Source organism: Zhongshania marina (assembly GCF_002915595.1).
Lineage (GTDB): Bacteria > Pseudomonadota > Gammaproteobacteria > Pseudomonadales > Spongiibacteraceae > Spongiibacter > Spongiibacter marinus_B.
This window is the reverse complement of the sequence record NZ_PQGG01000003.1, coordinates 1-21,098: the sequence shown is the minus strand read 5'-3', so window position 1 is coordinate 21,098 and position 21,098 is coordinate 1. Positions and strand designations below refer to the sequence as shown.

The window sequence follows — 21,098 nt, the reverse complement described above, 5'->3', positions numbered from 1 at the left end:
GCGCTGGTGAAGGCTTAAAGAGACGGGGCTAGAATAGTGCTTTTAAAATAAAGAAGAACAATATTGCCAGTCCCGCGCCGGCTGGCAGAGTAATTATCCACGACATAAAGATATTGCGAATAACGCTCAAGTTTAGCGCTGCAATACCGCGTGCCAAACCAACACCTAATACCGCCCCTACCAGTGTATGGGTAGTAGAAATAGGAAGCCCAGTCGCTGACGCAATAACCACCGTAGAAGCCGCGCCCAGTTCCGCTGCAAAGCCACGGCTAGGCGTTAATTCAGTTATTTTGGTACCAACGGTGGCAATAACTTTAAAACCGTAAGTAGCCAAACCAAAGACAATACCGCCCGCGCCGACCAATAGAATCCACGGCGGCAGTGAGGATTTTGCACCAATTTCGCCACCAGATTGAATGACGCTAACGATGGCGGCGACGGGGCCGATGGCATTGGCGACATCGTTTGAGCCGTGGGCGAAGGCCATAGCGCAGGCCGTGAAAACCATCAAGACGGCAAACATGCGTTCAACACCGGCAAAGCGAGACGTGCTCGCGTTTGCTGGGGTGTCTTTGATGCCACGCATAAATAGCTGGCCAATCAATGACACGATAATGCCGACCACAAAGGAGTACATGATGCACTCATTGAAGTCGAGCCCTAGGCCAACATGCTTTAAACCCTTGGTCATGGTGACCATCGAGATCATGAAGCCGACTAAAAATAAGTAGTAGGGGATGTATTTTTTTGCGGCGGCGAATGGGTCTGAGGCATTAAGGATTAAGCGCTGAGCACTTAAAAACAAGCCAAAGGAGATGGTGCCGGCCAGCACCGGCGACACCACCCAGCTAGCAACAATCTGGCCCACCTTGCCCCACTCAACGGCATCGGCGCTGATGCCAACGGCGGCAAAGCCCACCAGCGCACCAACAATAGAATGGGTGGTTGATACTGGCCAGCCCATGAGACTGGCGACAAACAGCCATACTCCTGCGGCGAGCAGGGATGAGAGCATCCCAAACACTAAGAGGTCGGGGTTTCCTGCTACAAAGGCGGGGTCGATAATGCCTTTTCGAATGGTTTCAGTAACTTCGCCACCAGCGAGGTAGGCGCCGCAGAATTCGAACAGCATTGCGATCAAAATCGCTTGTTTAATGGTGAGGGCCTTGGCACCAACAGACGTACCCATCGCATTGGCAACGTCGTTTGCACCGACACCCCAGGCCATGAAGAAGCCGAATAAACAAGCTAAAATCAGCAATAACTGCCCGTGTTCAGCAATAATTGACATGTGAGTTCCTTATCTAGGCAAAATATCGCGCGTTTAACGCGCGATGATGATTTGCAGACGTGAGCCTACTTTTTGTGATTTGTCAGACAGTTCGCCAATCAAATTAATGGTTTGATATAGGAACATGACGTCAACAGGCGGTAATTCTTTTTCGATTAAATAGAGTTCAGCGCGAATTGTTATTTGTACTTTGTCAGCTGAATGCTCTAAGCGATCTAGCTCTTCAATGAGCGTTTCTACGAGCTTGACCTCGCGGCCGCGAAAGCCGGTTTCCAGAAGCTCATCGAGCTCTTCAATGGCCTTCATGGCTTGGGCAGAGGTGGCGATGGCCAAGTCTACGTATTCGCCCATGGTTTTAATGAGTTGTTCGGGGATTTTCATCTGCCGCCCCAGCATTAGCCCAGCAATGTCTTTGCTGCAGTTGGCAATGCGATCTTGCATGCTCACAAGGTCAAGAAGATCGGCGCGGGGTACTGGTAGAAACAGATTGCTTGGCAGTTGCAAGCGCACTTGCTTTTTGAGTTTGTCGGCCTCATTTTCAAGATCAACAATCACACTATGTGCTTCACTGGCTTTTTCCCAGTCACCTTCCATTGCCGCGCTTATAAAGGGCTTTAAAGCTTCGGCGCAATTTTTCGCCTGCTTCATATGCTCTTGAATCGGCGCAAACGGTGATTTACCAAATAAATTACCAAGCGAGTTTAGGGGCACGGTGCAACTCCTGTTGTAGTCGAACGTTAAGTGGCCGGAATTATACGGGCCTCGATCAAACGTCACCAGTGAATAAACGCCCTGGTATCCATTCCCACAGTTGTTAAGTTCTAATGACTTGCCATAATGATAGCGATAACGATCAAGGATTTACGCTTATATGCACAGCAATATCAATAAAGCCGGACCGTTAGAGGCCGCATCAATCATCCGCCAACTTGTAGAAGACGGCGTGTTAGATGCGTCGGTGGCAAAGCGTGTGCGGCCTAATCCACCACGTATTGGCGATAAAATTCAGCACGTTCTCAATTATCTCGCCGCTGAGCAGTTACCAGATGCCAGTCGCAGCGGTCGAGTGCTAACAATGGATCGATTGCTGGAGTGGTTGTCGGCGAGCTGCGGGCAACTTCCCCAGCGCATAGACCCTTTAAAAATCGACGTGCCGGCGGTTACGGAGGTGATGTCTTTTGCTTTTGCCCAGCGACATCGAATTTTAGCGGTGGCGGTGTCCAAGCAAGAGGTGGTTATCGCCGGTAGCGAGCCCTTTGTAGATGCATGGGAGAAGGATTTACAACAGGTTGTGCGTCGCCCTATTCGGCGTGTCCTTGCCGACCCCGAGGCCATAGACCGTTTTACGGTTGAATTTTACAGCTTGGCTAAATCGGTTAGAGGGGCGAGTGGCGACAATAGGCGGGGCGCTCAGGTAAACACCAATCTCGAGCAATTGTTGGAGATCAGCAATCTCAAGGATCTGGACGCGAATGACGGTCATGTTGTTAATATCGTTGACTGGTTGTTGCAGTATGCCTATGACCAACGAGCTAGCGACATTCATATTGAGCCGCGCCGCGAGCAGGGCAATGTGCGTTTTCGTATCGATGGCGTGCTTTACAATGTGTATGAATTGCCGGCGACGGTGCTGACGGCGGTAGTGAGCCGTTTGAAAATACTTGGGCGGATGGATGTGGCGGAAAAGCGTCGCCCCCAAGATGGCCGATTGAAGACCAAAAATGCTCATGGCGACGAAATTGAGCTGCGGCTTTCGACTCTGCCCACGGCCTTTGGCGAAAAAATGGTCATGCGTATATTTGACCCCGAAGTCTTGCTGCGTAGCTTTGACGAGCTGGGCTTGCGCGGTGAAGATCGCCAGCGCTGGGACGGCTTGATTCGCTCCCCTCACGGCATAGTGCTGGTAACGGGTCCCACCGGCTCGGGCAAAACCACCACCTTATATTCCAGCTTAAAACAAATTGCGACCAGTGAGGTGAACGTCTGCACCATTGAAGATCCGATTGAAATGGTCGAAGACGCCTTCAATCAAATGCAGGTGCAGCACAATATTAATCTCGATTTTGCCGGCGGCGTGCGCGCCTTGCTAAGGCAAGACCCTGACATCATTATGATTGGTGAGATCCGCGATTTAGAAACCGCTGAAATGGCCATTCAAGCAGCTTTGACTGGGCATTTAGTCATTTCAACGCTACATACCAATGATGCGCCCTCGGCGGTGACGCGCTTATTAGAATTGGGTGTTCCTGCGTATTTAATCCGAGCGACGGTGCTTGGTGTGATGGCGCAACGCCTAGTCCGAAGTCTGTGTCCGCATTGCAAGCAGCCGGTTGCTTTAGATAAAACCGAATGGACGACGTTAACCGCGCCGTGGAAAATTAGCCCCCCCGCCCAAATTTATCACGCGCCGGGCTGTCTTGAGTGTCGCAATACCGGCTTCTATGGTCGTCAGGGTATCTATGAAATTTTACCCGTAGAGGGTCAGATCCAAGCGGCGATAGGCGATGATGTTGAACTCGACAATTTGCGGCGAATGGCCATGAAAAATGGTATGCGAACCCTGAGATTAAGTGGTGCTCAAAAAGTGGCGAGGGGCGAAACCACCATTGCCGAAGTGCTAAGGGTGGCGCCACCGGTGCAGACGGTTTGAGCCTAGTGGTAGGCAGTAACGAAAATAATACCGAGTAAGGATGTGACAATGACGGCGCCAAGCCAACATCGCAGTTTAGATATTTTGGAGGCAGAGCTGCCGGCAATTCTGGCCAGCGAGGTAGAGCGCTGCTGGCAGCGGTTATTGGATCGCTGCGACGCCGATCAGCGCACTTGGTACGCCGAGTTCGCAGCGTCTGATCAGCGTCAGCATTTGCTAAGCGCTTTTGCCGGCAGCCCAGCACTAGCCGATATGTGTGAGCGGCATCCCGCGTGGTTGCCGGATCTGGTCGCAAACAATGCCTTGGGTGTTCGCTTGCTGGATGAAGCGTGGCATGAAGAATTGAGTGCGGCCTGTGCCGAGTGCGTTGATGCCGACGACTTGGCGAAGGCCCTGCGAGATTTTAGAAATCGCCACTGGCTGCGCATTGTGTGGCGCGACCTCAATCGCCTAGCGACGATGGAAGAAACGGTGCGAGATTTGTCGGCGCTTGCCGATGCCTGCGTCGAAGTGGCGCTGGCATTTTTGCATAAGCAACTCGTTGCCGAGCGCGGTGAGCCTCGCTCAGCCGATGGCACTCCCCAGCAATTGGTGGTGATTGCGATGGGTAAGTTGGGGGCGGGGGAGTTAAATCTGTCTTCAGATATCGACCTTATTTTTGCCTATCCGCAGGCCGGAAGCACCGTTGGCGCCGCCCGCAGCGATGACAATCAAGCGTTTTTTATTCGCCTTGGTCAGCGCCTAATTAAAGCGCTGGACGCCCGCACCGCTGATGGTTTTGTATTCCGCGTAGACATGCGCCTGCGCCCCTATGGGCAAAGTGGTCCGCTGGTCATTAGCTTTGACGCCCTGGAGGAGTATTACCAAGATCAGGGGCGGGACTGGGAGCGCTATGCGCTGATTAAGGCGCGCTGTATTGCCGGTGATCGTAGTGAGGGCGAGCGCTTGTTGACCCAGCTGCGGCCCTTTGTATATCGCCGCTATTTGGATTTTTCTGCGATTGAGTCGCTGCGGGATATGAAGTCTATGATCCAGCGCGAGGTGGCGCGCCGGCATCTGCAAGACAATATTAAACTCGGTTCTGGCGGTATTCGTGAAATCGAGTTTATCGCCCAGTGCTTTCAATTAATTCGCGGCGGCCAAGAGCCAGCCCTGCAGGCCTTGAAGTTGCAGGCGATTTTGCCAGAGTTGGCAAAAATGGCTTATCTGCCTGAGTCGGTGGTTGATGATTTACAAGGGGCGTATCGCTTTTTGCGAAATACCGAACATGCGATTCAGGCGTGGCGAGACGAGCAGACCCAGCAGTTACCAGAAGCCGACCCAGCGCGGGTGGCGCTGAGTTTTTCGATGGGCTTTGGCGATGATGTTGCCGCCTTCCTGTCTGCGCTTGAGCAGCACCGGCAGCGGGTTGCGACGCACTTTGCCAATGTTATTGCGCCACCAGAGACCGAGCCGGATGGCCAGCATCTCAGCAATAATCGCTGGCGAACCATGCTGGATGAGCTAAAGAAAGACTCGGTGCGCCAAACCTTGGAGGAGGCTGGTTTCGACGATGCCGACGAAGCGGCGCGATTATTGGTGGCGCTACTAAGCGGCGCCAGTGTGTTGCGGATGCAGGGCAGTGGCCGCGACCGGCTATACGATTTCTTGCCGCTGATTTTAGAAGATTTGTGCGATGCCGAGTCGCCTGCGGCAACCCTGCTGCGCTTAATTCCGCTGATCGAGGCGGTACTGCGTCGAACCGCCTATTTAGTGCTGCTGATTGAAAACCCCGGCGCTCGCAAGCGCTTGGTTGAACTGTGTGATGCCAGCCCGTGGATTGCCCGTCAGCTGGCCGCTCAGCCCGTGCTATTAGATGAGTTATTAGATGCCAATAGCCTGTTTTCTGTGCCAGAAAAGGCCGGTTTAGCCAGCGAGTTGCGACAGCGCTTATTGCGTATCGAGAATAATGATCTTGAGGCGCAAATGGAGGCGCTGCGTTATTTTCGCCTAGCGCATGTGCTAAAGGTTGCGGCGTCTGAAGTCACCGGCAGCTTGCCGCTGATGAAGGTCAGCGACTATTTAACCTATATTGCCGAAGTGGTACTGGATGCGGTACTTGATATCGCGTGGCAAAACTTAGTCGACAAACACGGCAGCCCAGTCCCTGCGGGGGATGATCAGCGGCATTTTCTGATCTTGGGTTACGGCAAGCTGGGGGGCTTAGAGTTGGGCTACGGCTCCGACCTCGACCTCGTATTTTTGCATGATTTGCCCTCAACAAATGTCAGTGACGGTGCGCGACCACTAGACGCAGCTACATTTTTCACCCGCCTAGGGCAGCGCATTATCCATATTCTCACCGCGACTACTCGCTTGGGCGATCTTTATGAAGTGGATATGCGACTGCGGCCATCGGGTAATTCAGGTTTGCTGGTGTCCTCCTTTACCGCGTTTAGTGACTATCAACATAGCCAAGCGTGGACCTGGGAGCATCAGGCTTTGGTGCGAGTGCGTGCGGTAGCCGGCGATGAAAATGTGGCACAAAAGTTTGCCAAGTTGCGAGCCGAGGTTCTCTGTAAATCGCGCGACATTTTGGTGCTTAAAGACGAAGTCGTGGCCATGCGTCAGAAAATGCGTGATCATCTGCTGTCTGGCAGCGATAAAAATGCGGAATTTGATATTAAACAAGGTGCTGGAGGTATCGTTGATATTGAATTTATGGTGCAATATGCGGTTTTAGCATGGTCGCAACAGCACCCACCGCTTACATACTACACTGATAATATTCGCATACTGGAATCGCTGTCTGAACAGGGCCTGATTTCGGCAGCGGATACCCGGACACTGGTTGACGCTTACAAGGCGTTCCGCAGTCAGGCGCATCGCCTCAGCTTACAAGAGCAAAAAGGGCTGATAGCCGAATCGGCATTGGGTACAGAGCGGGAAATTGTAAGCCGTTTCTGGCAGCAACTGATGTTGTCTCCATAATGGTATTTGCCTGAATTTGTTGAGGAGTAACACACGATGTCTATGGCTGATCGTGACGGCCTGATTTGGTTTGATGGTGAAATGGTGCCTTGGCGCGATGCGCGGGTACACGTTTTAACTCATACACTGCACTACGGTATGGGTGTTTTTGAAGGCGTTCGCGCATACAAAACAAACGACCGCGGCACCTGCATATTCCGTATGCAAGAACATACCGACCGCCTATTCCGTTCTGCGCATATTATGCGTATGGAAATGACGGTGACTAAAGAGCAGGTGAATGAAGCACAGCGCGCCGTAGTTCGTGAGAATGGCTTAGAAGAAGCGTATTTGCGCCCCATGTGTTTTTACGGTTCAGAAGGTATGGGCCTGCGTGCCGACAATCTGAAAATGCACGTGATTGTTGCCGCCTGGGATTGGCCTAGCTATATGAGCCCAGATGCTCGCGACAACGGCATCAAGGTGCGCTGCTCATCTTATACGCGCCACCATGTGAATATCTCTATGTGTAAAGCCAAGGCCAATGGTCACTACATTAATTCGATGTTGGCATTGCGCGAGGCCTTAGATAGCGGCTGCGAAGAAGCGCTGTTGTTAGACAACGAAGGCTATGTTGCAGAAGGCAGTGGCGAGAACGTGTTTATTGTTCGCAACGGCAAACTGTATACACCTGAGTTAACGAGCTGCTTAGACGGTATTACCCGTAACACCATTTTTGAATTTGCCAATGAGCTAGGTTTGAAAGTGGAAGAAAAGCGTATTACCCGCGATGAAGTTTACGTGGCGGACGAGGCCTTCTTTACCGGCACGGCGGCAGAAGTACTGCCGATTCGTGAGTTAGATGGCCGTAAAATTGGTTCGGGCTCACGTGGCCCAGTAACTAATTTGCTGCAAAAAATGTACTTCGACCAAGTTAAAGGTCGTCGTGAAGAGTTTCCTGAATGGTTGACCCCAGTTAGCTAAGGGCTCTTTTTATAAACGCCGTGGCAGCTCTCGCCGCGGCGTTTAGTTAGCGGCTTGTTCTTTGCCGTATCTGCACTCCCCGCGAATTACCACGTCATTTAACACCGCATATTGGTCTATGACGACATAGCCCGCTGGGCAGTATTCTTTCAGTCGTGGATCTAACTCTAGGTCGCGCAAAGTACGTTTTAATTGCGATTCGCTGTCTTCTCGCGGTTTACCGGTACCGTCTTCTTGTCTATTTCTTGCAGTAATCGGGCGAGCTTTCTCGCGGAATAGCGGTTGGCTGTAACTAAAAAGGCGAATATCACCGGCTTTTATCGAGGTTTCAAATTTACCAATGGGTTTTCGCGGGCTTGGTTGGCTGGCGCAACTGGCGGTAAAAGCGATTACGAGGCTAAAAAACGTGCAAAATATGGCGTCTGTACGCATGTAGGTCTTATTCTCTTTGGGCAATTTTAGGGCCTTTGTGAGTTTAACATGACAAAGTCTTAATGCTAGATCGGGCTTTGCTTGCGCATCGTCGGTGGATTTATACTCACCCCGTGGTTAGAATCCTGTTACTTAGTGAGGCGGTATTCGTCTTTTTGTGCCCCGTGACTCTGGAATTGCGTGTGGTATGACCTTGGCAACCCCAACAGGTTTCCGAGTTGAGGAGAATCCCTCGGTGCTATATTGATAGTCATCCGAATAACAGTAATCAGAATAAATAGTGACTCCGTTTTATGCCCTCAGATCCAGCCCTTATTGCGAGCCCGTCCCCAATACAGCCACTAAAGGCCAGTGTTACCCCATTGCGCGAGGTGGAAGCTAGGCGCGCCTTAAAGATTTGTTTATTAGGTTATCGCAGTGCGCCTTACGGCGGCGGGCAGGGGATCTATCTCAAATATTTAAGCAAGGCTTTGGTTGAGGCCGGTCATCAGGTAGATGTGATCTCAGGTCAGCCTTATCCGCACCTCGATCCGCGGGTTAAGCTAATTAAAATGCCGGGTATGAATTTATTTGAGACGGGACTAGGCTCAATTCGGCCTCATCACCTCACTTCGCTGACGAATATTTACGAATGGACCGGCAAATTGACGGGTGCGTTTTCGGAGCCCTATTGTTTTGGGCGGCGGGTACTCAAGTATTTAAAAAAGCACGGCCGTCACTACGATATTATCCACGACAATCAATGCCTAAGTTACGGCATGCTCGCGCTGCAAAAGCAGGGTTTTCCGCTGGTAACAACTATCCATCACCCCATAACCAGTGATTTAAATATTGCCTTGAGCGCAGCGAAAAGTTGGACTGAACGCCTGTTGATTCGGCGCTGGCACAGCTTTTTAACCATGCAGCGCAAGGTCGCCCGTGAGCTGCATCATGTGGTGACCGTGTCTGAGCGTTCCCGTATGGATATTGCCGCCGCCTTTGACATTCAGCCGGCGGGTATTAGCTTGGTGCATTGCGGGATCGACACCGAAGAGTTCAGGCCATTAGACAATGTCGAGAAAAATCCCAATCGTATTATGGCTACGGTGTCTTCAGATCAGCCCCTGAAGGGCATGCGCTATCTGCTAGAGGCGGTGGCGGCGGTGCTGCCTAAGTATCCTAATCTCGAATTGCTGCTGGTCGGCAAGCCGAGAGAAGATGGCGAAAGTGGTCAATTAATTCGCGAGCTAGGTCTAGGCAAACATATTCGCGCCGTTAGTGGCATCAGCACCGAGGACTTGGTGAAGTATTACAACGAAGCCTCGGTGGTTGTAGTGCCCTCTGTTTACGAAGGGTTTGGTCTGCCCGCCGGTGAGGCTATGGCCTGCGGTACGGCTTTAATTTCTACCGACGGCGGCGCCTTACCCGAGGTGGTTGGCGACGCGGCGATTCAAGTGCCGGTGCGCAATAGCCAGGCTATAGCCGAGGTGTTAGATACCCTGTTGGCGTCGCCAGCGTGGCGGGAGGAATTAGCGGTGGCAGGTCGCAAGCGTATTGAAGAATTGTTCTGCTGGACACGCGCAGCGCAACAAATGACGGACTACTACTGGCAGGTAATACAACGTGAAAACAGTTGATTTTCGTCATTTCCAACTGAACGCGGGCGATAAAATCTTAGATTTAGGCTGCGGAGAAGGTCGTCATGTGATTTCTGCCTATGTGGAGGCAGATGTAACGGCGATTGGTGTTGATTTGTGTCTGCGAGATTTGCAGACCGCGCAAAGCCGGTTTACTGAATTTTGTAGCGCCGAGCAGGACAATAAAGCCTTTGGCTTGGCCAATGGCGACGCGATGCAACTGCCCTTTGCCGACAATACCTTCGATAAAATTATTTGCTCAGAGGTGTTAGAGCATATTCCCGACTACCATTCAGTGTTAAAAGAAATTGAGCGGGTACTAAAGCCTGGCGGTTTGTTCTGCGCCAGTGTGCCCAGAGCGTGGCCAGAAAAAATATGCTGGGCCTTAAGCGAGGCCTACCACAAGGTCGAGGGTGGCCATCTGCGCATATTTAAAGCCAGCGAATTACGTAAGCAAATCCAAGGCTTGGGTTTTCGCTTTTATCGGCGCCATTGGGCACATGCCTTGCATTCCCCCTATTGGTGGTTGAAGTGCGCGTTTTGGAAAAACCAGGACTCAAATCCCATTATTAAACAGTACCACCGTTTTTTGGTGTGGGATTTGATGGATAGGCCACTGTTTACTAGAACCCTAGAAGCAGGCTTAAATCCGGTACTGGGTAAGTCTGTTGTCATGTATTTTGAAAAGGCGGGGGCGGCATGAGCGGTCTATTTTTAAGCAAGGGCCTGTTTCCGCAAGAATTTTTCCGGCCAACAGTAGAGTTTTTACTGCGGGCTCAGCAGGCGGATGGCAGCATCCCTTGGTTTGATGGTGGGCACTGCGACCCCTGGGATCATGTTGAGTCGGCAATGGGTTTGAGTATCGGCGGCGAATACGGCGCCGCAGAAAATGCCTATCGCTGGCTTAAAAATACTCAGCTTGAAGACGGAAGTTGGTGGGCAGCGTATCGAGCCGGTGAAGTAGATAATCGAGAGCGCCGCGAAACCAATTTTGTTGCCTATATTGCAACCGGTATTTGGCACCATTATTTGATCACCCAAAACAAAACCTTCCTTCGCGAGATGTGGTCCTGCGTTAGACGCGCAATCAGCTTTGTGTTGGCGCAGCAGTCTCGTCATGGCGACATAAACTGGGCGGTGAATGCACAAGGGCAGCCAATGGCTGACGCTCTGATTACCGGTTGCTCGTCAATTTATAAAAGTCTTGAGTGTGCGGTAAATATTTCTGTTGTGCTTGGCGAGCCACGTGCCGATTGGCGAGACGCCCGCACCGCCTTGGGTGACGCCTTACGTAATAAACCTGAGCGCTTTGACCGCACCTGGGAAAGTAAATCCCGCTATTCAATGGACTGGTTTTATCCAGTATTAACCGGCGCGATTCCAAGCGCAAAGGCGAGTGCGCATTTGCAAAAGCGCTGGGACGATTTTGTTGAGCAGGGCTTGGGCTGCCGCTGCGTAGCAGATCAGCCTTGGGTGACGGTGGCAGAATCCTGTGAGTTAACGATGGCATTGCTGGCGGCGGGTGATCACGCCCGTGCGGTGATGGTATACAGTTGGCTGCATCAATGGCGCGAGGCCAGCGGCGAATACTGGACGGGCTATCAATTTGTAGAAGACGTGCTGTGGCCAGACGAGCGCCCAACCTGGACTGCGGCAGCTATCTTGTTGGCTGCAGATGCCTTGACGGAACACACCGCAGCCCATCGCTTGTTTAAAGAGGTGTGTATTCTCGATTTAAATGGTGGGGCGGAAATTGCGCCAGCGGCGGGTCGTATGCGGTCTTTGTAGTCCCGCGAACGCTAGGTTTTATCTCGGTTTCGCTCTTATCTAGTGAGCATTAGATCACAGATATCTAATGCCAATTGTTTTACTGTCATCCTTTGAAATTACGTTATAGTTATTTCGCAGAATAATAGTTCCGCTAATTTAAATGCGGATTTCGATTGAAAAGGATGAATTCATGAAGACAAAAACCCTCAGTATTTTAGCTGGCGCAATGCTCAGTGTTTCCACTGCGCATGCTCAAGTTCCTGGCCTTGATAGTATTCCTGTTTTGGGTGGCTTATTAGGTGGCGGCTTGCCCGGATTAGATGCCCTACCGCTGGGTGCATTACCCGTTAATCCCTTGGATCAACTGACCTCGCTAACGTCCTTAGGCACATCTTTGCTGGGTAATCCACAAACACTGATTAACATTGGTACAGGCACGGGCTTGCCCTTGGTGATGGACCTTGTTCCAATTTTGGGTGTGTTGAGTAGTGATCCGGCTGGCCTGCCAGGCTTTCTTATGGATGGGGGCACTCTAATTACTCCATCTTTGGGTGGCGCGCTGCCAATCCCATTTGTTGTCGTGCCTTTATAAGATTAGGTTTTCGTCACCACTCTTGGCGGCTAATTATTCATTGCAATAGTTAGCCGCCATTTGTTTCTACTCTATTACTACCACCCTCTAATTTTGTTCTTTGTCCTCGTGCAGCGCCAGTTGAGCTTCTAGCTGCCGCGATACGGTGTGCGGAGATTTGCTACCTTTGGCGAGTAGGCGATAGGCCATGGGTATAACAAACAACGTCAATACCGTTGCAGAGCTGACCCCAAATACCACCACTATACCAATTACATAGCGGGACTCACTGCCGGGCCCAGAGGACAGTAGCAGCGGCATGGCGCCCATGATGGTCGTGATGGCTGTCATAGCTATTGGCCGCAGGCGTTGGCGTGCGGATTGTAAAATGGCTTCTTCAAATTCTAAGCCTTGATCGCGCAGTTGGTTGGCAAACTCCACCAGCAATATGCCATTTTTTGCAGCCAGCCCCACTAGCATGATCAATGCAATTTGACTGTAAATATTCAGACTTTGGCCAGCAAGGTAAAGGCCGATTAACGCGCCTGCGATTGCCAAGGGGACGCTAAGTAAAATAATAAAGGGATGAACAAAGCTTTCGAACTGCGCGGCAAGCACAAGGTAAACCACCAGTAGCGCCAGTGCGAAGGTGAAATACACCGAGTAGCCAGCTTCGTGGTAATCCAGCGATTCGCCCTTGAAGTCTATGGTTGCGTTAGGAAACTTCTCTGTCGCGATATTCTCCATATAGGCGAGAGCTTCACCCAATGAATAACCATTGGCGAGGTTAGCGTCTATGGTAATGGCGCGCACACGATTATAGCGATTGAGTACCGCAGCATCACCGCGCTCCTGCAAGCTAACTAGGTTGCCAAGTGGAATAAGATTTCCCGTGGTGGCTGAGCGCACGTATATATTGCTAAGGTCCTCTGGGCTGTGTTGGGAGTCGGGTTCGCCCTCTACGATAACGTCATACTCTTCGCCAGCCATCATAAATGTAGTGACCCGTCGCGAGCCTAGCAGTGTTTCTAGGCTGCGGTTAATTTCACTGGCGTCCACCCCGAGGGTGGCAGCACGGTCGCGATTAATAGTCACAGCAAGTTGGGGCTTGGTTTGGCGAAAGTCGCTGTCGATGCCTAATAAGCCTGGGTTGGTTTTGGCTTCTTTAATCAGCTGCTCAGACCATTGGGCAAGTTCTTCATAATTACTGCCGCCAAGTACAAACTCCAGTGGTTTGGTGAAACCGCCGCCCAGCGATTGCGGCGTAATAGGAAAAACACTCAGGCCGGTGAAGCCGGCTAAACGTTGGCGTATTTCGCCGACTACCTCGGCGACTGGCTGGCGTTCACCCCAGGGCTTTAGAACTAATATACCCACGGCTTCATTATAGACGTCAGCGCCGCCGCGACCGCCTGGGGCGCGCAGCAAAAGCCGGTGAATAATGCCGGCGTCTACCATTGGCATCAGCCGCTTTTCTATCTCTGCTAGCTGGCGGGTGACGTAATTATAAGAGGCGCCTTCGGGGCCGCGAATGACCATAAACACCACGCCGCGATCTTCTTTGGGGGCAAATTCTGCGGGTACTTTTTGCAGGAAAAACACGCAGGAGCCGATAGTGAGCGCAAGGGCAAGTGCGGCGATAATTGGGTGCTTCATGCTGCCGGCCAAAAATTTACCGTAGCGAGTTTCCATGCGATGTAGCAGGCCTTCCACAAAGTTGGCGAGACCGCCGTGCATGGCGTCGCGGTTAAGTACCTTTGAACATATAACCGGCGACAGGGTGAGAGCGACAATGCTAGAGAACATTACCGCCACCGCCATTGCAACGGCAAACTCACCGAAGAGGCGGCCAACATCGCCGTCTAAAAAGCTAATGGGAATAAACACCGCGACCAATACCGCTGTTGTTGCAATGACGGCAAAACCGACTTGTCGGCTGCCGCGATACGCGGCCACCAGCGGCGGTTCGCCACTCAGTAAGCGGCGGTGAATATTTTCTAACACCACAATGCTGTCATCTACCACAAGCCCGATGGCGAGTACGAGGGCAAGTAGGGTGAGTAAATTGACGGTGTAGCCCAGCGCATACAAAACAGTGAAGGTGGCAATGAGCGATACCGGCACCGTAATGGCGGGAACCAGCATGGCGCGAAAGTCGCCTAAGAATAAAAATATAACCAGCACAACCAAGGCGGCGGCAATAAACAGTGTGCTGTATACCTCGGATATGGCGCGGTCTATAAATACCGAACTGTCAAAGCTGGAGTGCAGTTGAATACCGTCGGGCAATGTTTTGCGTACTTTGTCAGCCTCGGCGTGAACCGCCTCCGCCACCGCAAGGGTATTGGATACACTTTGTTTTACAATGCCGATACCGACCATGGGAACGCCGTTGCCTTGAAACGACTGGCGGTATTCCGCTGCGCCTAGTTCAACCCTAGCAACATCACTTAGTCTGGTTAGGTAGCCCTGTTCATCGCGTTTTACCACCAAGCCTTCAAAGTCGGCGGGGCTGAGATAGTGGCGATTAATTTTGACGACAAAGTCGCGGTCCAGCGATTTTAATGTGCCGGCGGGCAGCTCGACGTTTTCGCGGCGCAGGGCATTTTCAATATCGCCCACGGTGAGTTGGCGGGCGGCCAGCGACTCGCGGTTGAGCCAAATACGCATGGCGTATTCTGGGCCACCGCTAATTCGCACCCGCGCTACGCCGTCGATAACGGCAAAGCGATCGACGATATAACGCTGGGCGTAGTCGGCAAGCGCCAATATGCTACTGTTTTCCGAGGTTAAGTTGAGCCACATGATCACCTGTTCATCGGCGTCGGTCTTTTGTACCTCTGGCGGGTCGGCTTCTTCGGGTAGGTCGGCAAGTGCGCCAGATACTCTGTCGCGCACATCATTGGCGGCGGCATCAATATCTCGCGACAATTTGAATTCAATATTGATAGATGAAAAGCCGTCGCGGCTACTTGAATCAATGGTTTTGATGCCTTCAATACCGGCGATGCGATCTTCAATAATTTGGGTGACGCGGGACTCAACGACCTCGGCTGAGGCGCCAACGTAAACCGTGCGAATAGAAACTATCGGCGGGTCGATGTCGGGGTATTCGCGCAATGGAAGGCGCTCAAAAGCGAGTAGACCAAAGGCGACGAGGAGCAAGCTAATAACCGTCGCAAAGACTGGTCGTTTAATCGCCGTATCAGAAAGCAACATAACTTAATCGCTCCCCTGCGGTGCAACGGGGGCACCATCTTGCAATGCGCTAAAGCCTTCATAAATAAGTTGCTCGCCGGACTTGGCACCGCTGCGAATCTCAACAAAGCCAGGTTTGCGAATACCTAGCTTCACTTCGCGGCGCTCCGCTATTTTTTCAGCTGTCATAATCCACACATAATGGTGTAACTGAATACTTTGCAGCGCAGATTCGGGAATCATCACCGCCTCGTGCTCGTCGGTAATCAGCGTCACTAGCATTAACATGCCGGGTTTTAATTTGCCCTCTGGATTATCAATCAGGGCTCTGGCGGTAATGCTGCGATCGACAGGGTTGATGCGGGTGGCGATGGCAGAAATAGTGGCGTCGAAATCTTCCCCCAAGGCCTCGCTGTGGGCAACGACGGATTGGCCGGTGGCAATGGCGCCAATGCCCAGACTGGGCAGTTGGAAGTCTAGGCGCATAACGCTGATATCATCTAGAGTGCTAATACTGGTGCCGGGGCTAACAAGCGCGCCGGGGCTTAGCTGACGCAACCCCATGACGCCGCTGAAGGGGGCGCGAATATTGCGCTCGGCCAATAGCGCTTGTATTTCTGCAATTTTACTTTCGGCGCGGAGCTTGGCGGTTTGGCGTTGATCGTATTCGGTTTGCGCCGCAGATTGTTTTGCGATCAAGCCCTTCAGTCTTGCTAGCTCGCGTTCTTGTTCCGCAAGGTCGGCGCGGGCAGAACTAAGTTGAGCCGCTTCTTCATCTTGTTGCAGAGTGATGAGAGGTTGCCCCGCTTTTACCTTGTCGCCGTCGTCGAAATGTAGCGCAGTAATTTTTTCGGTGACGTTGCTGCTAATGTTAATTGATTCCTTGGCCAGCAAGGTGCCCAGGGCCTGCACGCGGTTTTGTACAAGTTCGGCTTTTAATGGGCTAACTTTTACGGCGGTGGGGGGGCGAGCGGCGACGGTGGTATTGTCGGCGGGGCTGCAGGCTGCGAGTGCGGTAACAATACCGCTGCAGAGTAGCAGTTTATATTTTGCGCTTATCAAGACGGCACTCCGTTTTACACCTAAGAGGTGCTAGCTGAAAATAGTTATATACGCAGGCTAATGTAACGGCTGATCAGAGATTAATCATCTTTTTGCGATTTTAATTGTAAACAGTGTTGGAATTTACATACCGCCAAGGTTTCAGGCCTTGGCGGTGTAGTGGCGAATCAATGTAATTCGCCGTTGTGTAACAGGAGATTTAGCTGCGTTTATTCAGGCGATTTTCTGCACGCTCTGCGGCGGCAAGAACTTGTTTGGGGGCGGTACCACCAATGTGATCGCGGGCGTTTACCGAACCTTCTAGCGTGAGTACATCGAAAACGTCCGCTTCAATGTCGCTGCTAAATGTGCGCAGTTCTTCCAATGTCATTTCAGACAAGTCTTTGTTTTCAGCTACGCCGTAAGCAACAGATTTACCGACCACTTCGTGGGCGTCGCGGAAGGGTAGACCTTTACGTACCAGATAATCTGCTAAATCGGTGGCGGTAGAAAATCCGCGCATGGCGGCTTCGCGGGTAACGTCTTCGTTTACGGTAATGGCGGGCACCATGTCGGCATAGGCTTTTAAGCAGTCTTTTACGGTGTCGATAATATCGAAGATGGGTTCTTTATCTTCTTGATTGTCTTTGTTGTAGGCCAGCGGCTGAGACTTCATCAGCGTGAGTAAGCTAACAAGGTGGCCGTTAACTCGACCGACTTTTCCGCGAATGAGTTCTGGCACATCGGGGTTTTTCTTTTGCGGCATAATCGATGAGCCGGTGCAGAAGCGATCTGGCAACTCAATAAATTTAAATTGCGCTGAGGTCCACAGCACTAATTCTTCGCTAAAGCGCGAAAGATGGGTCATTAACACACTGGCGGCAGCGGCAAATTCAATGGCGAAGTCGCGGTCGCTTACTGAATCTAAGGAGTTTTCAGTTGGGCGCTCAAAGCCTAACAGTTCTGCGCTGTAATGGCGGTCAATGGGGTAGGTGGTGCCAGCTAGTGCAGCGGCGCCTAGCGGGCATTGGTTTAGGCGAGTGCCGCAGTCTTGAAAGCGGCTGAAGTCGCGTTCCAGCATTTCATTCCACGCCAGCATATGATGCCCAAAAGTGACTGGCTGAGCAGTTTGCAAATGGGTGAAGCCGGGCATGATGGTCTTGGCTTCGCGCTTGGCAAGATTGATCAGCCCAAGTTGTAAGCGGCTCAATTCTTTGCAAATAAGCGCTAATTCGTCGCGCACGTACAGGCGAATGTCAGTGGCGACTTGGTCATTGCGCGAACGGCCGGTGTGGAGCTTTTTGCCGGTAATGCCAATCTTGTCGGTTAGGCGCGCTTCAATATTCATATGCACGTCTTCAAGGCTGACCGACCATTCAAAGGTACCGGCGAGGATTTCTGCACGAATTTCTTCAAGGCCGCGCTGAATATCAGCTAGCTCTGCAGCGGTTAATACACCGACTTTTTCTAGCATGGCAGCGTGGGCTAATGAGCCATTAATGTCGTGGTGATAAAGGCGCTGATCAAAGCTGACCGAGGCGGTAAAGCGCTCTACAAACTGATCGGTGGGTTCGCTGAAGCGGCCGCCCCAGGGTTTGATGCTCGGTTCTTTATCACTCATTTCGCTGTGTTCCCGTATTGCTAATTGGCCTAGCGTGGATGTGTTTGCGACCCACCGCCGAAAAGGGCGCCATTATAGCAGTTTTAGCGGGCTTGGCGTCCCCGCCGAATTCCCGCTGCGGTGTGCGTGTTGCGGGTAATACCACTGTCATATTTCTTGGCCATACTGCTGTTCCTAAAAATGCCCCAGTGATTCCGAGGAAGTCGAATGAGCGACGTCACGTCCCCACGCGCCAAGCTAGTCGAGATGCTTTGGCAGCTTAAAAAAACCTACGACAAGCAGGGCGACAAGGGTGTGCGCTACGTTCATTTTAATACCTTGTTGAATGATCCCGCCTATCGCAAAGAGCTGATTGAACAGGCAGCGGTGAGCACTAACCCCGATATTCGCCAACTGGGCATAGGTCTATTGGGCATCAATACCGGTGGTGCTTTAACCCACGGTCGTCACGACCGCCCAGCGGTGATTAATCCCGATATTGCTGAAACCGTTGGCTATAAATCAAATTCCGAAAAGCCGCCCCAGCGCTCAATGCGCAATGTGGTTTTGGCGATTGCTGTGCTTATATTGCTAGGCGCCATTGGCGCGGCGATATTTAGCAAAGACATCAGCAGAGCCATGAGCGGTACTCAATTGGTGAGCGGCTCGCTGCGCGGAGAGCAGCTGTGGACCAACGATAAAGTCTGGGTGCTAGACGGTATTGTGTATGTAGAAGCGGGGGCGCGATTGGTGATTGAACCGGGCACCACAGTGCAGGGGCGCTCGGGCAGTGCATTATTAGTCACCCGCGATGCCAGCATTATGGCGCGGGGCACCGCGCAGGCACCCATCGTGTTTACCAGCTCTGTGCCGGCAGGCAAACGTCAAGCCGGCGACTGGGGTGGAGTGGTATTGCTGGGGAATGCGCCGGTAAATACCGCAGATGCGCAGATAGAAGGTTTAGATGCGGGCGATACGCGGGGCATGTTTGGTGGCGCCGACCCACGGGATAATTGCGGGGTGCTGGAATATGTCCGCATCGAGTTTGCCGGCTTTGAGGTCTATGCTAATAACGAGCTCAACGGATTAACCTTGGGCGGCTGTGGCAGCAAAACCATTGTTCGCAATGTGCAGGTGCATCGCGCCTTAGATGATGGCATCGAAATTTTCGGCGGCAATGTGGATCTGCGCCATATCTTAATTACCGGCGCGGCGGACGATTCGCTGGATTGGGATATGGGGTGGACGGGGCGCGTACAGTTTTTGCAAATCCAGCAATACGCTGGCATTGGAGATAATGCCTTTGAGGCGGATAACCGCGAAGGCGCGTATCAAGTAGAGCCGGTCTCTGAGCCAACGCTCTATAACGTCACCTTGTTAAGTATGAATAGCTTAGAAAAATATCAGCGCGCCATGACACTGCGCCGCGGCACCGGCGGTCATTTTAATAATGTGGTCATTGCTGGGTTTTCTGGTGAATCGATTGACATTAAAGATAGGGAAACCGTCGCCCGTATTGACGAAGGCAAGCTGAGTTTTGGCGGGCTGATGATCGCCAATATTGGTGCTGACGGTAATCGCTTCTTTGCCTCGGAGCTTGCCGATCAGGATGACGATGGCGGCTTTGATGAGGCGAGTTACATTTCACGCTTCGCCAGCCTAGGCGTGAATCCTCAGTTTTTAAAAGTGACGCAAAGCGAGAGTCAGCCAGATTTTCGGGTGGCGGCGTCATCTCCAGCAAAAGATAATGCCGTTGCCGTGCCGCAGGGCGAGTTCTGGGATGAGGCGGCGAATTATCGCGGCGCTATGCGTCCTGGCGTCTCCGCCAGTTGGACAGACGGCTGGACTGACTTCCCCGTAAATTAATGTCCGCCATCAACTTGCGGGTGTGGATATACCCGCAAGCCGCTTTGCAGTGTTACAAGCTGCTTCTCATCTCAGACCGCCCGCAAACATCCTAGCGGGCTGAATCACTGTCGAATAATCACGGGTTTTCTTTTTTCAGGAGCCACAGGCTCCCTATCACGGTATGCGTGGCGCTAACTGTTTGATTTTTAATAAGTCAGGTATATGATCAAGAGAAAGGGAATTCACAAGTAATAGAGGGAACGAGTCTTGCTAACATCAGTGACCAATTTCACAACATTCTATCAACCCCTTGATACAAATGGGGTTTCTGACGTCAATCCAAATCCAATTCTGGAGATAGGGAGCCAAAGTGATATAAGGCCCCAGTCTTCATAATAAAACTGTTAAGTTTAAAATCATGTATCGAGCATTTCTCTTTTTTTATTTTTATCTGGATTAGTAATGGCTGAAAATATTGAAGTAATTGATGTAGAAACTGGAAATGTTTCTGTAGTGCCGGCTGATGAAATCGGTCCAGGAATGGTGCGTGTCAGTTACGAGGGAAAAGAATACTGGGCAGATAGCGCGCAGCTTCAGCAAAACGATTATCAACATGCACCTTTCGAAGGGAAAATGAAAGCGCGTATAGAATCTATCATGGTAAATCTATCCGAAGTGTACCCTCTTACATACGAGGAGTGGGAAGATGGATTCAGACGTGATCAAAATCCAATAAATGAAATTGCAATTTGGGAGCGTATTGTTTCTATCTATCAAAGCTATTCCAGTCAAACCACTGAACTAGCCACGAAAAAGGAAATATACTCGGTAGTAGTTACGTGTTCGTATAGTGAACCTAATCAAATTCTAAACCAATTAGCACTTAAAACACTTTCTCAGGACAAAGCAAAGGAAATTATCCGTGCATATTACAAAAAAACTTAATCGGGTAGCCGAGGGTCTCTAACCCTCAGCCCCCACAACACCCTGCATGCGGATCCGCACAGGGCGTTTCACTAAGAATGGTGAAGCTTGATCCAGCCATCGCGCAATTCGTACAACCCCTGAGATTTTAAATAGGCATTGGATAATGCCTGATTAATCCCCGGTGTTTTGGAGCTGCGCCATGGGCCTTTGCTGGTAATACC

The 21,098-nt window shown here is 51.5% G+C and carries 15 protein-coding genes; 9 read left to right on the top strand and 6 right to left on the bottom strand.

The window, feature by feature from the left end:
* Positions 1-28: 28 nt before the first annotated feature.
* Entirely contained in the window at positions 29-1,291 is a 1,263-nt protein-coding gene (locus C0068_RS00735) for an inorganic phosphate transporter (RefSeq protein ID WP_103682585.1), read from the bottom strand.
* A gap of 33 nt (positions 1,292-1,324) precedes the next feature.
* Complete coding sequence (locus C0068_RS00730; RefSeq protein WP_103682584.1) at positions 1,325-2,002, bottom strand: TIGR00153 family protein; 678 nt, start codon at positions 2,000-2,002, stop codon at positions 1,325-1,327.
* 160 nt (positions 2,003-2,162) lie between these two features.
* On the opposite strand from C0068_RS00730, the gene tfpB reads away from it, so the two are divergent.
* From tfpB to C0068_RS00715, 3 genes are read left to right on the top strand one after another with little or no spacing between them, the layout of a single operon-like run.
* Positions 2,163-3,941, top strand: a complete 1,779-nt coding sequence (gene tfpB, locus C0068_RS00725; RefSeq protein WP_103682583.1) for a type IV pilus assembly ATPase TfpB — start codon at positions 2,163-2,165, stop codon at positions 3,939-3,941.
* A gap of 48 nt (positions 3,942-3,989) precedes the next feature.
* A complete protein-coding gene (glnE, locus tag C0068_RS00720) occupies positions 3,990-6,911 on the top strand; it encodes a bifunctional [glutamate--ammonia ligase]-adenylyl-L-tyrosine phosphorylase/[glutamate--ammonia-ligase] adenylyltransferase (RefSeq protein WP_103682582.1) in 2,922 nt (973 codons plus the stop codon).
* A 36-nt stretch (positions 6,912-6,947) separates the two neighbouring features.
* The gene (locus tag C0068_RS00715) at positions 6,948-7,874 is read left to right on the top strand and encodes a branched-chain amino acid transaminase (RefSeq protein WP_103682581.1); all 927 of its coding nucleotides are present in this window, start codon (positions 6,948-6,950) and stop codon (positions 7,872-7,874) included.
* A 42-nt stretch (positions 7,875-7,916) separates the two neighbouring features.
* Here C0068_RS00715 and C0068_RS00710 read toward each other — a convergent pair whose 3' ends face one another.
* Positions 7,917-8,306, bottom strand: coding sequence for a hypothetical protein (locus tag C0068_RS00710; RefSeq protein ID WP_103682580.1), 390 nt, complete (start codon positions 8,304-8,306; stop codon positions 7,917-7,919).
* Positions 8,307-8,599: 293 nt separating this feature from the next.
* Here C0068_RS00710 and C0068_RS00705 point away from each other — a divergent pair, with 293 nt between their 5' ends.
* The 4 genes from C0068_RS00705 to C0068_RS00690 all read left to right on the top strand — a co-directional run bounded on the left by C0068_RS00705 (position 8,600) and on the right by C0068_RS00690 (position 12,284).
* Positions 8,600-9,922 carry a glycosyltransferase family 4 protein gene (locus C0068_RS00705; protein WP_103682579.1) on the top strand — a complete coding sequence of 441 codons (1,323 nt, stop codon included), beginning with the start codon at positions 8,600-8,602 and terminating at the stop codon, positions 9,920-9,922.
* Complete coding sequence (locus C0068_RS00700) at positions 9,909-10,625, top strand: class I SAM-dependent methyltransferase (RefSeq protein WP_103682578.1); 717 nt, start codon at positions 9,909-9,911, stop codon at positions 10,623-10,625. The genes C0068_RS00705 and C0068_RS00700 overlap by 14 nt, the downstream gene beginning before the upstream one ends.
* Complete coding sequence (locus tag C0068_RS00695) at positions 10,622-11,710, top strand: prenyltransferase/squalene oxidase repeat-containing protein (RefSeq protein WP_103682577.1); 1,089 nt, start codon at positions 10,622-10,624, stop codon at positions 11,708-11,710. The genes C0068_RS00700 and C0068_RS00695 overlap by 4 nt, the downstream gene beginning before the upstream one ends.
* A 172-nt stretch (positions 11,711-11,882) precedes the next feature.
* Positions 11,883-12,284, top strand: a complete 402-nt coding sequence (locus C0068_RS00690) for a hypothetical protein (RefSeq protein ID WP_103682576.1) — start codon at positions 11,883-11,885, stop codon at positions 12,282-12,284.
* Positions 12,285-12,371: 87 nt separating this feature from the next.
* Here C0068_RS00690 and C0068_RS00685 read toward each other — a convergent pair whose 3' ends face one another.
* From C0068_RS00685 to argH, 3 genes are all read right to left on the bottom strand, one after another.
* Positions 12,372-15,482: an efflux RND transporter permease subunit gene (locus tag C0068_RS00685; RefSeq protein WP_103682575.1), complete on the bottom strand. Its 3,111-nt coding sequence runs from the start codon at positions 15,480-15,482 to the stop codon at positions 12,372-12,374.
* Positions 15,483-15,485: 3 nt separating this feature from the next.
* Positions 15,486-16,523, bottom strand: coding sequence for an efflux RND transporter periplasmic adaptor subunit (locus C0068_RS00680; RefSeq protein ID WP_103682574.1), 1,038 nt, complete (start codon positions 16,521-16,523; stop codon positions 15,486-15,488).
* Between the two features lie 199 nt (positions 16,524-16,722).
* Positions 16,723-18,123, bottom strand: coding sequence for an argininosuccinate lyase (gene argH / locus C0068_RS00675; protein ID WP_103682573.1), 1,401 nt, complete (start codon positions 18,121-18,123; stop codon positions 16,723-16,725).
* A gap of 207 nt (positions 18,124-18,330) precedes the next feature.
* Between argH and C0068_RS00670 the strand changes: the two genes are divergently transcribed.
* Both C0068_RS00670 and C0068_RS00665 read left to right on the top strand, forming a co-directional pair.
* On the top strand, positions 18,331-19,968 hold the full coding sequence (locus C0068_RS00670) for a beta-helix domain-containing protein (protein WP_103682572.1): 1,638 nt from the start codon (positions 18,331-18,333) through the stop codon (positions 19,966-19,968).
* Positions 19,969-20,412: 444 nt separating this feature from the next.
* Positions 20,413-20,895, top strand: coding sequence for a hypothetical protein (locus C0068_RS00665; RefSeq protein ID WP_103682571.1), 483 nt, complete (start codon positions 20,413-20,415; stop codon positions 20,893-20,895).
* Positions 20,896-21,098: the final 203 nt, after the last annotated feature.

What these genes read in the sequence shown, in the direction of transcription:
- argH (WP_103682573.1), bottom strand. Translation starts at nt 18,123, where the DNA reads ATGAGTGATAAAGAACCGAGCATCAAACCCTGGGGCGGCCGCTTCAGC.
- C0068_RS00715 (WP_103682581.1), top strand. Translation starts at nt 6,948, where the DNA reads ATGTCTATGGCTGATCGTGACGGCCTGATTTGGTTTGATGGTGAAATG.
- C0068_RS00705 (WP_103682579.1), top strand. Translation starts at nt 8,600, where the DNA reads ATGCCCTCAGATCCAGCCCTTATTGCGAGCCCGTCCCCAATACAGCCA.
- glnE (WP_103682582.1), top strand. Translation starts at nt 3,990, where the DNA reads ATGACGGCGCCAAGCCAACATCGCAGTTTAGATATTTTGGAGGCAGAG.
- C0068_RS00735 (WP_103682585.1), bottom strand. Translation starts at nt 1,291, where the DNA reads ATGTCAATTATTGCTGAACACGGGCAGTTATTGCTGATTTTAGCTTGT.
- C0068_RS00710 (WP_103682580.1), bottom strand. Translation starts at nt 8,306, where the DNA reads ATGCGTACAGACGCCATATTTTGCACGTTTTTTAGCCTCGTAATCGCT.
- C0068_RS00670 (WP_103682572.1), top strand. Translation starts at nt 18,331, where the DNA reads ATGAGCGACGTCACGTCCCCACGCGCCAAGCTAGTCGAGATGCTTTGG.
- tfpB (WP_103682583.1), top strand. Translation starts at nt 2,163, where the DNA reads ATGCACAGCAATATCAATAAAGCCGGACCGTTAGAGGCCGCATCAATC.
- C0068_RS00685 (WP_103682575.1), bottom strand. Translation starts at nt 15,482, where the DNA reads ATGTTGCTTTCTGATACGGCGATTAAACGACCAGTCTTTGCGACGGTT.
- C0068_RS00690 (WP_103682576.1), top strand. Translation starts at nt 11,883, where the DNA reads ATGAAGACAAAAACCCTCAGTATTTTAGCTGGCGCAATGCTCAGTGTT.
- C0068_RS00695 (WP_103682577.1), top strand. Translation starts at nt 10,622, where the DNA reads ATGAGCGGTCTATTTTTAAGCAAGGGCCTGTTTCCGCAAGAATTTTTC.
- C0068_RS00665 (WP_103682571.1), top strand. Translation starts at nt 20,413, where the DNA reads ATGGCTGAAAATATTGAAGTAATTGATGTAGAAACTGGAAATGTTTCT.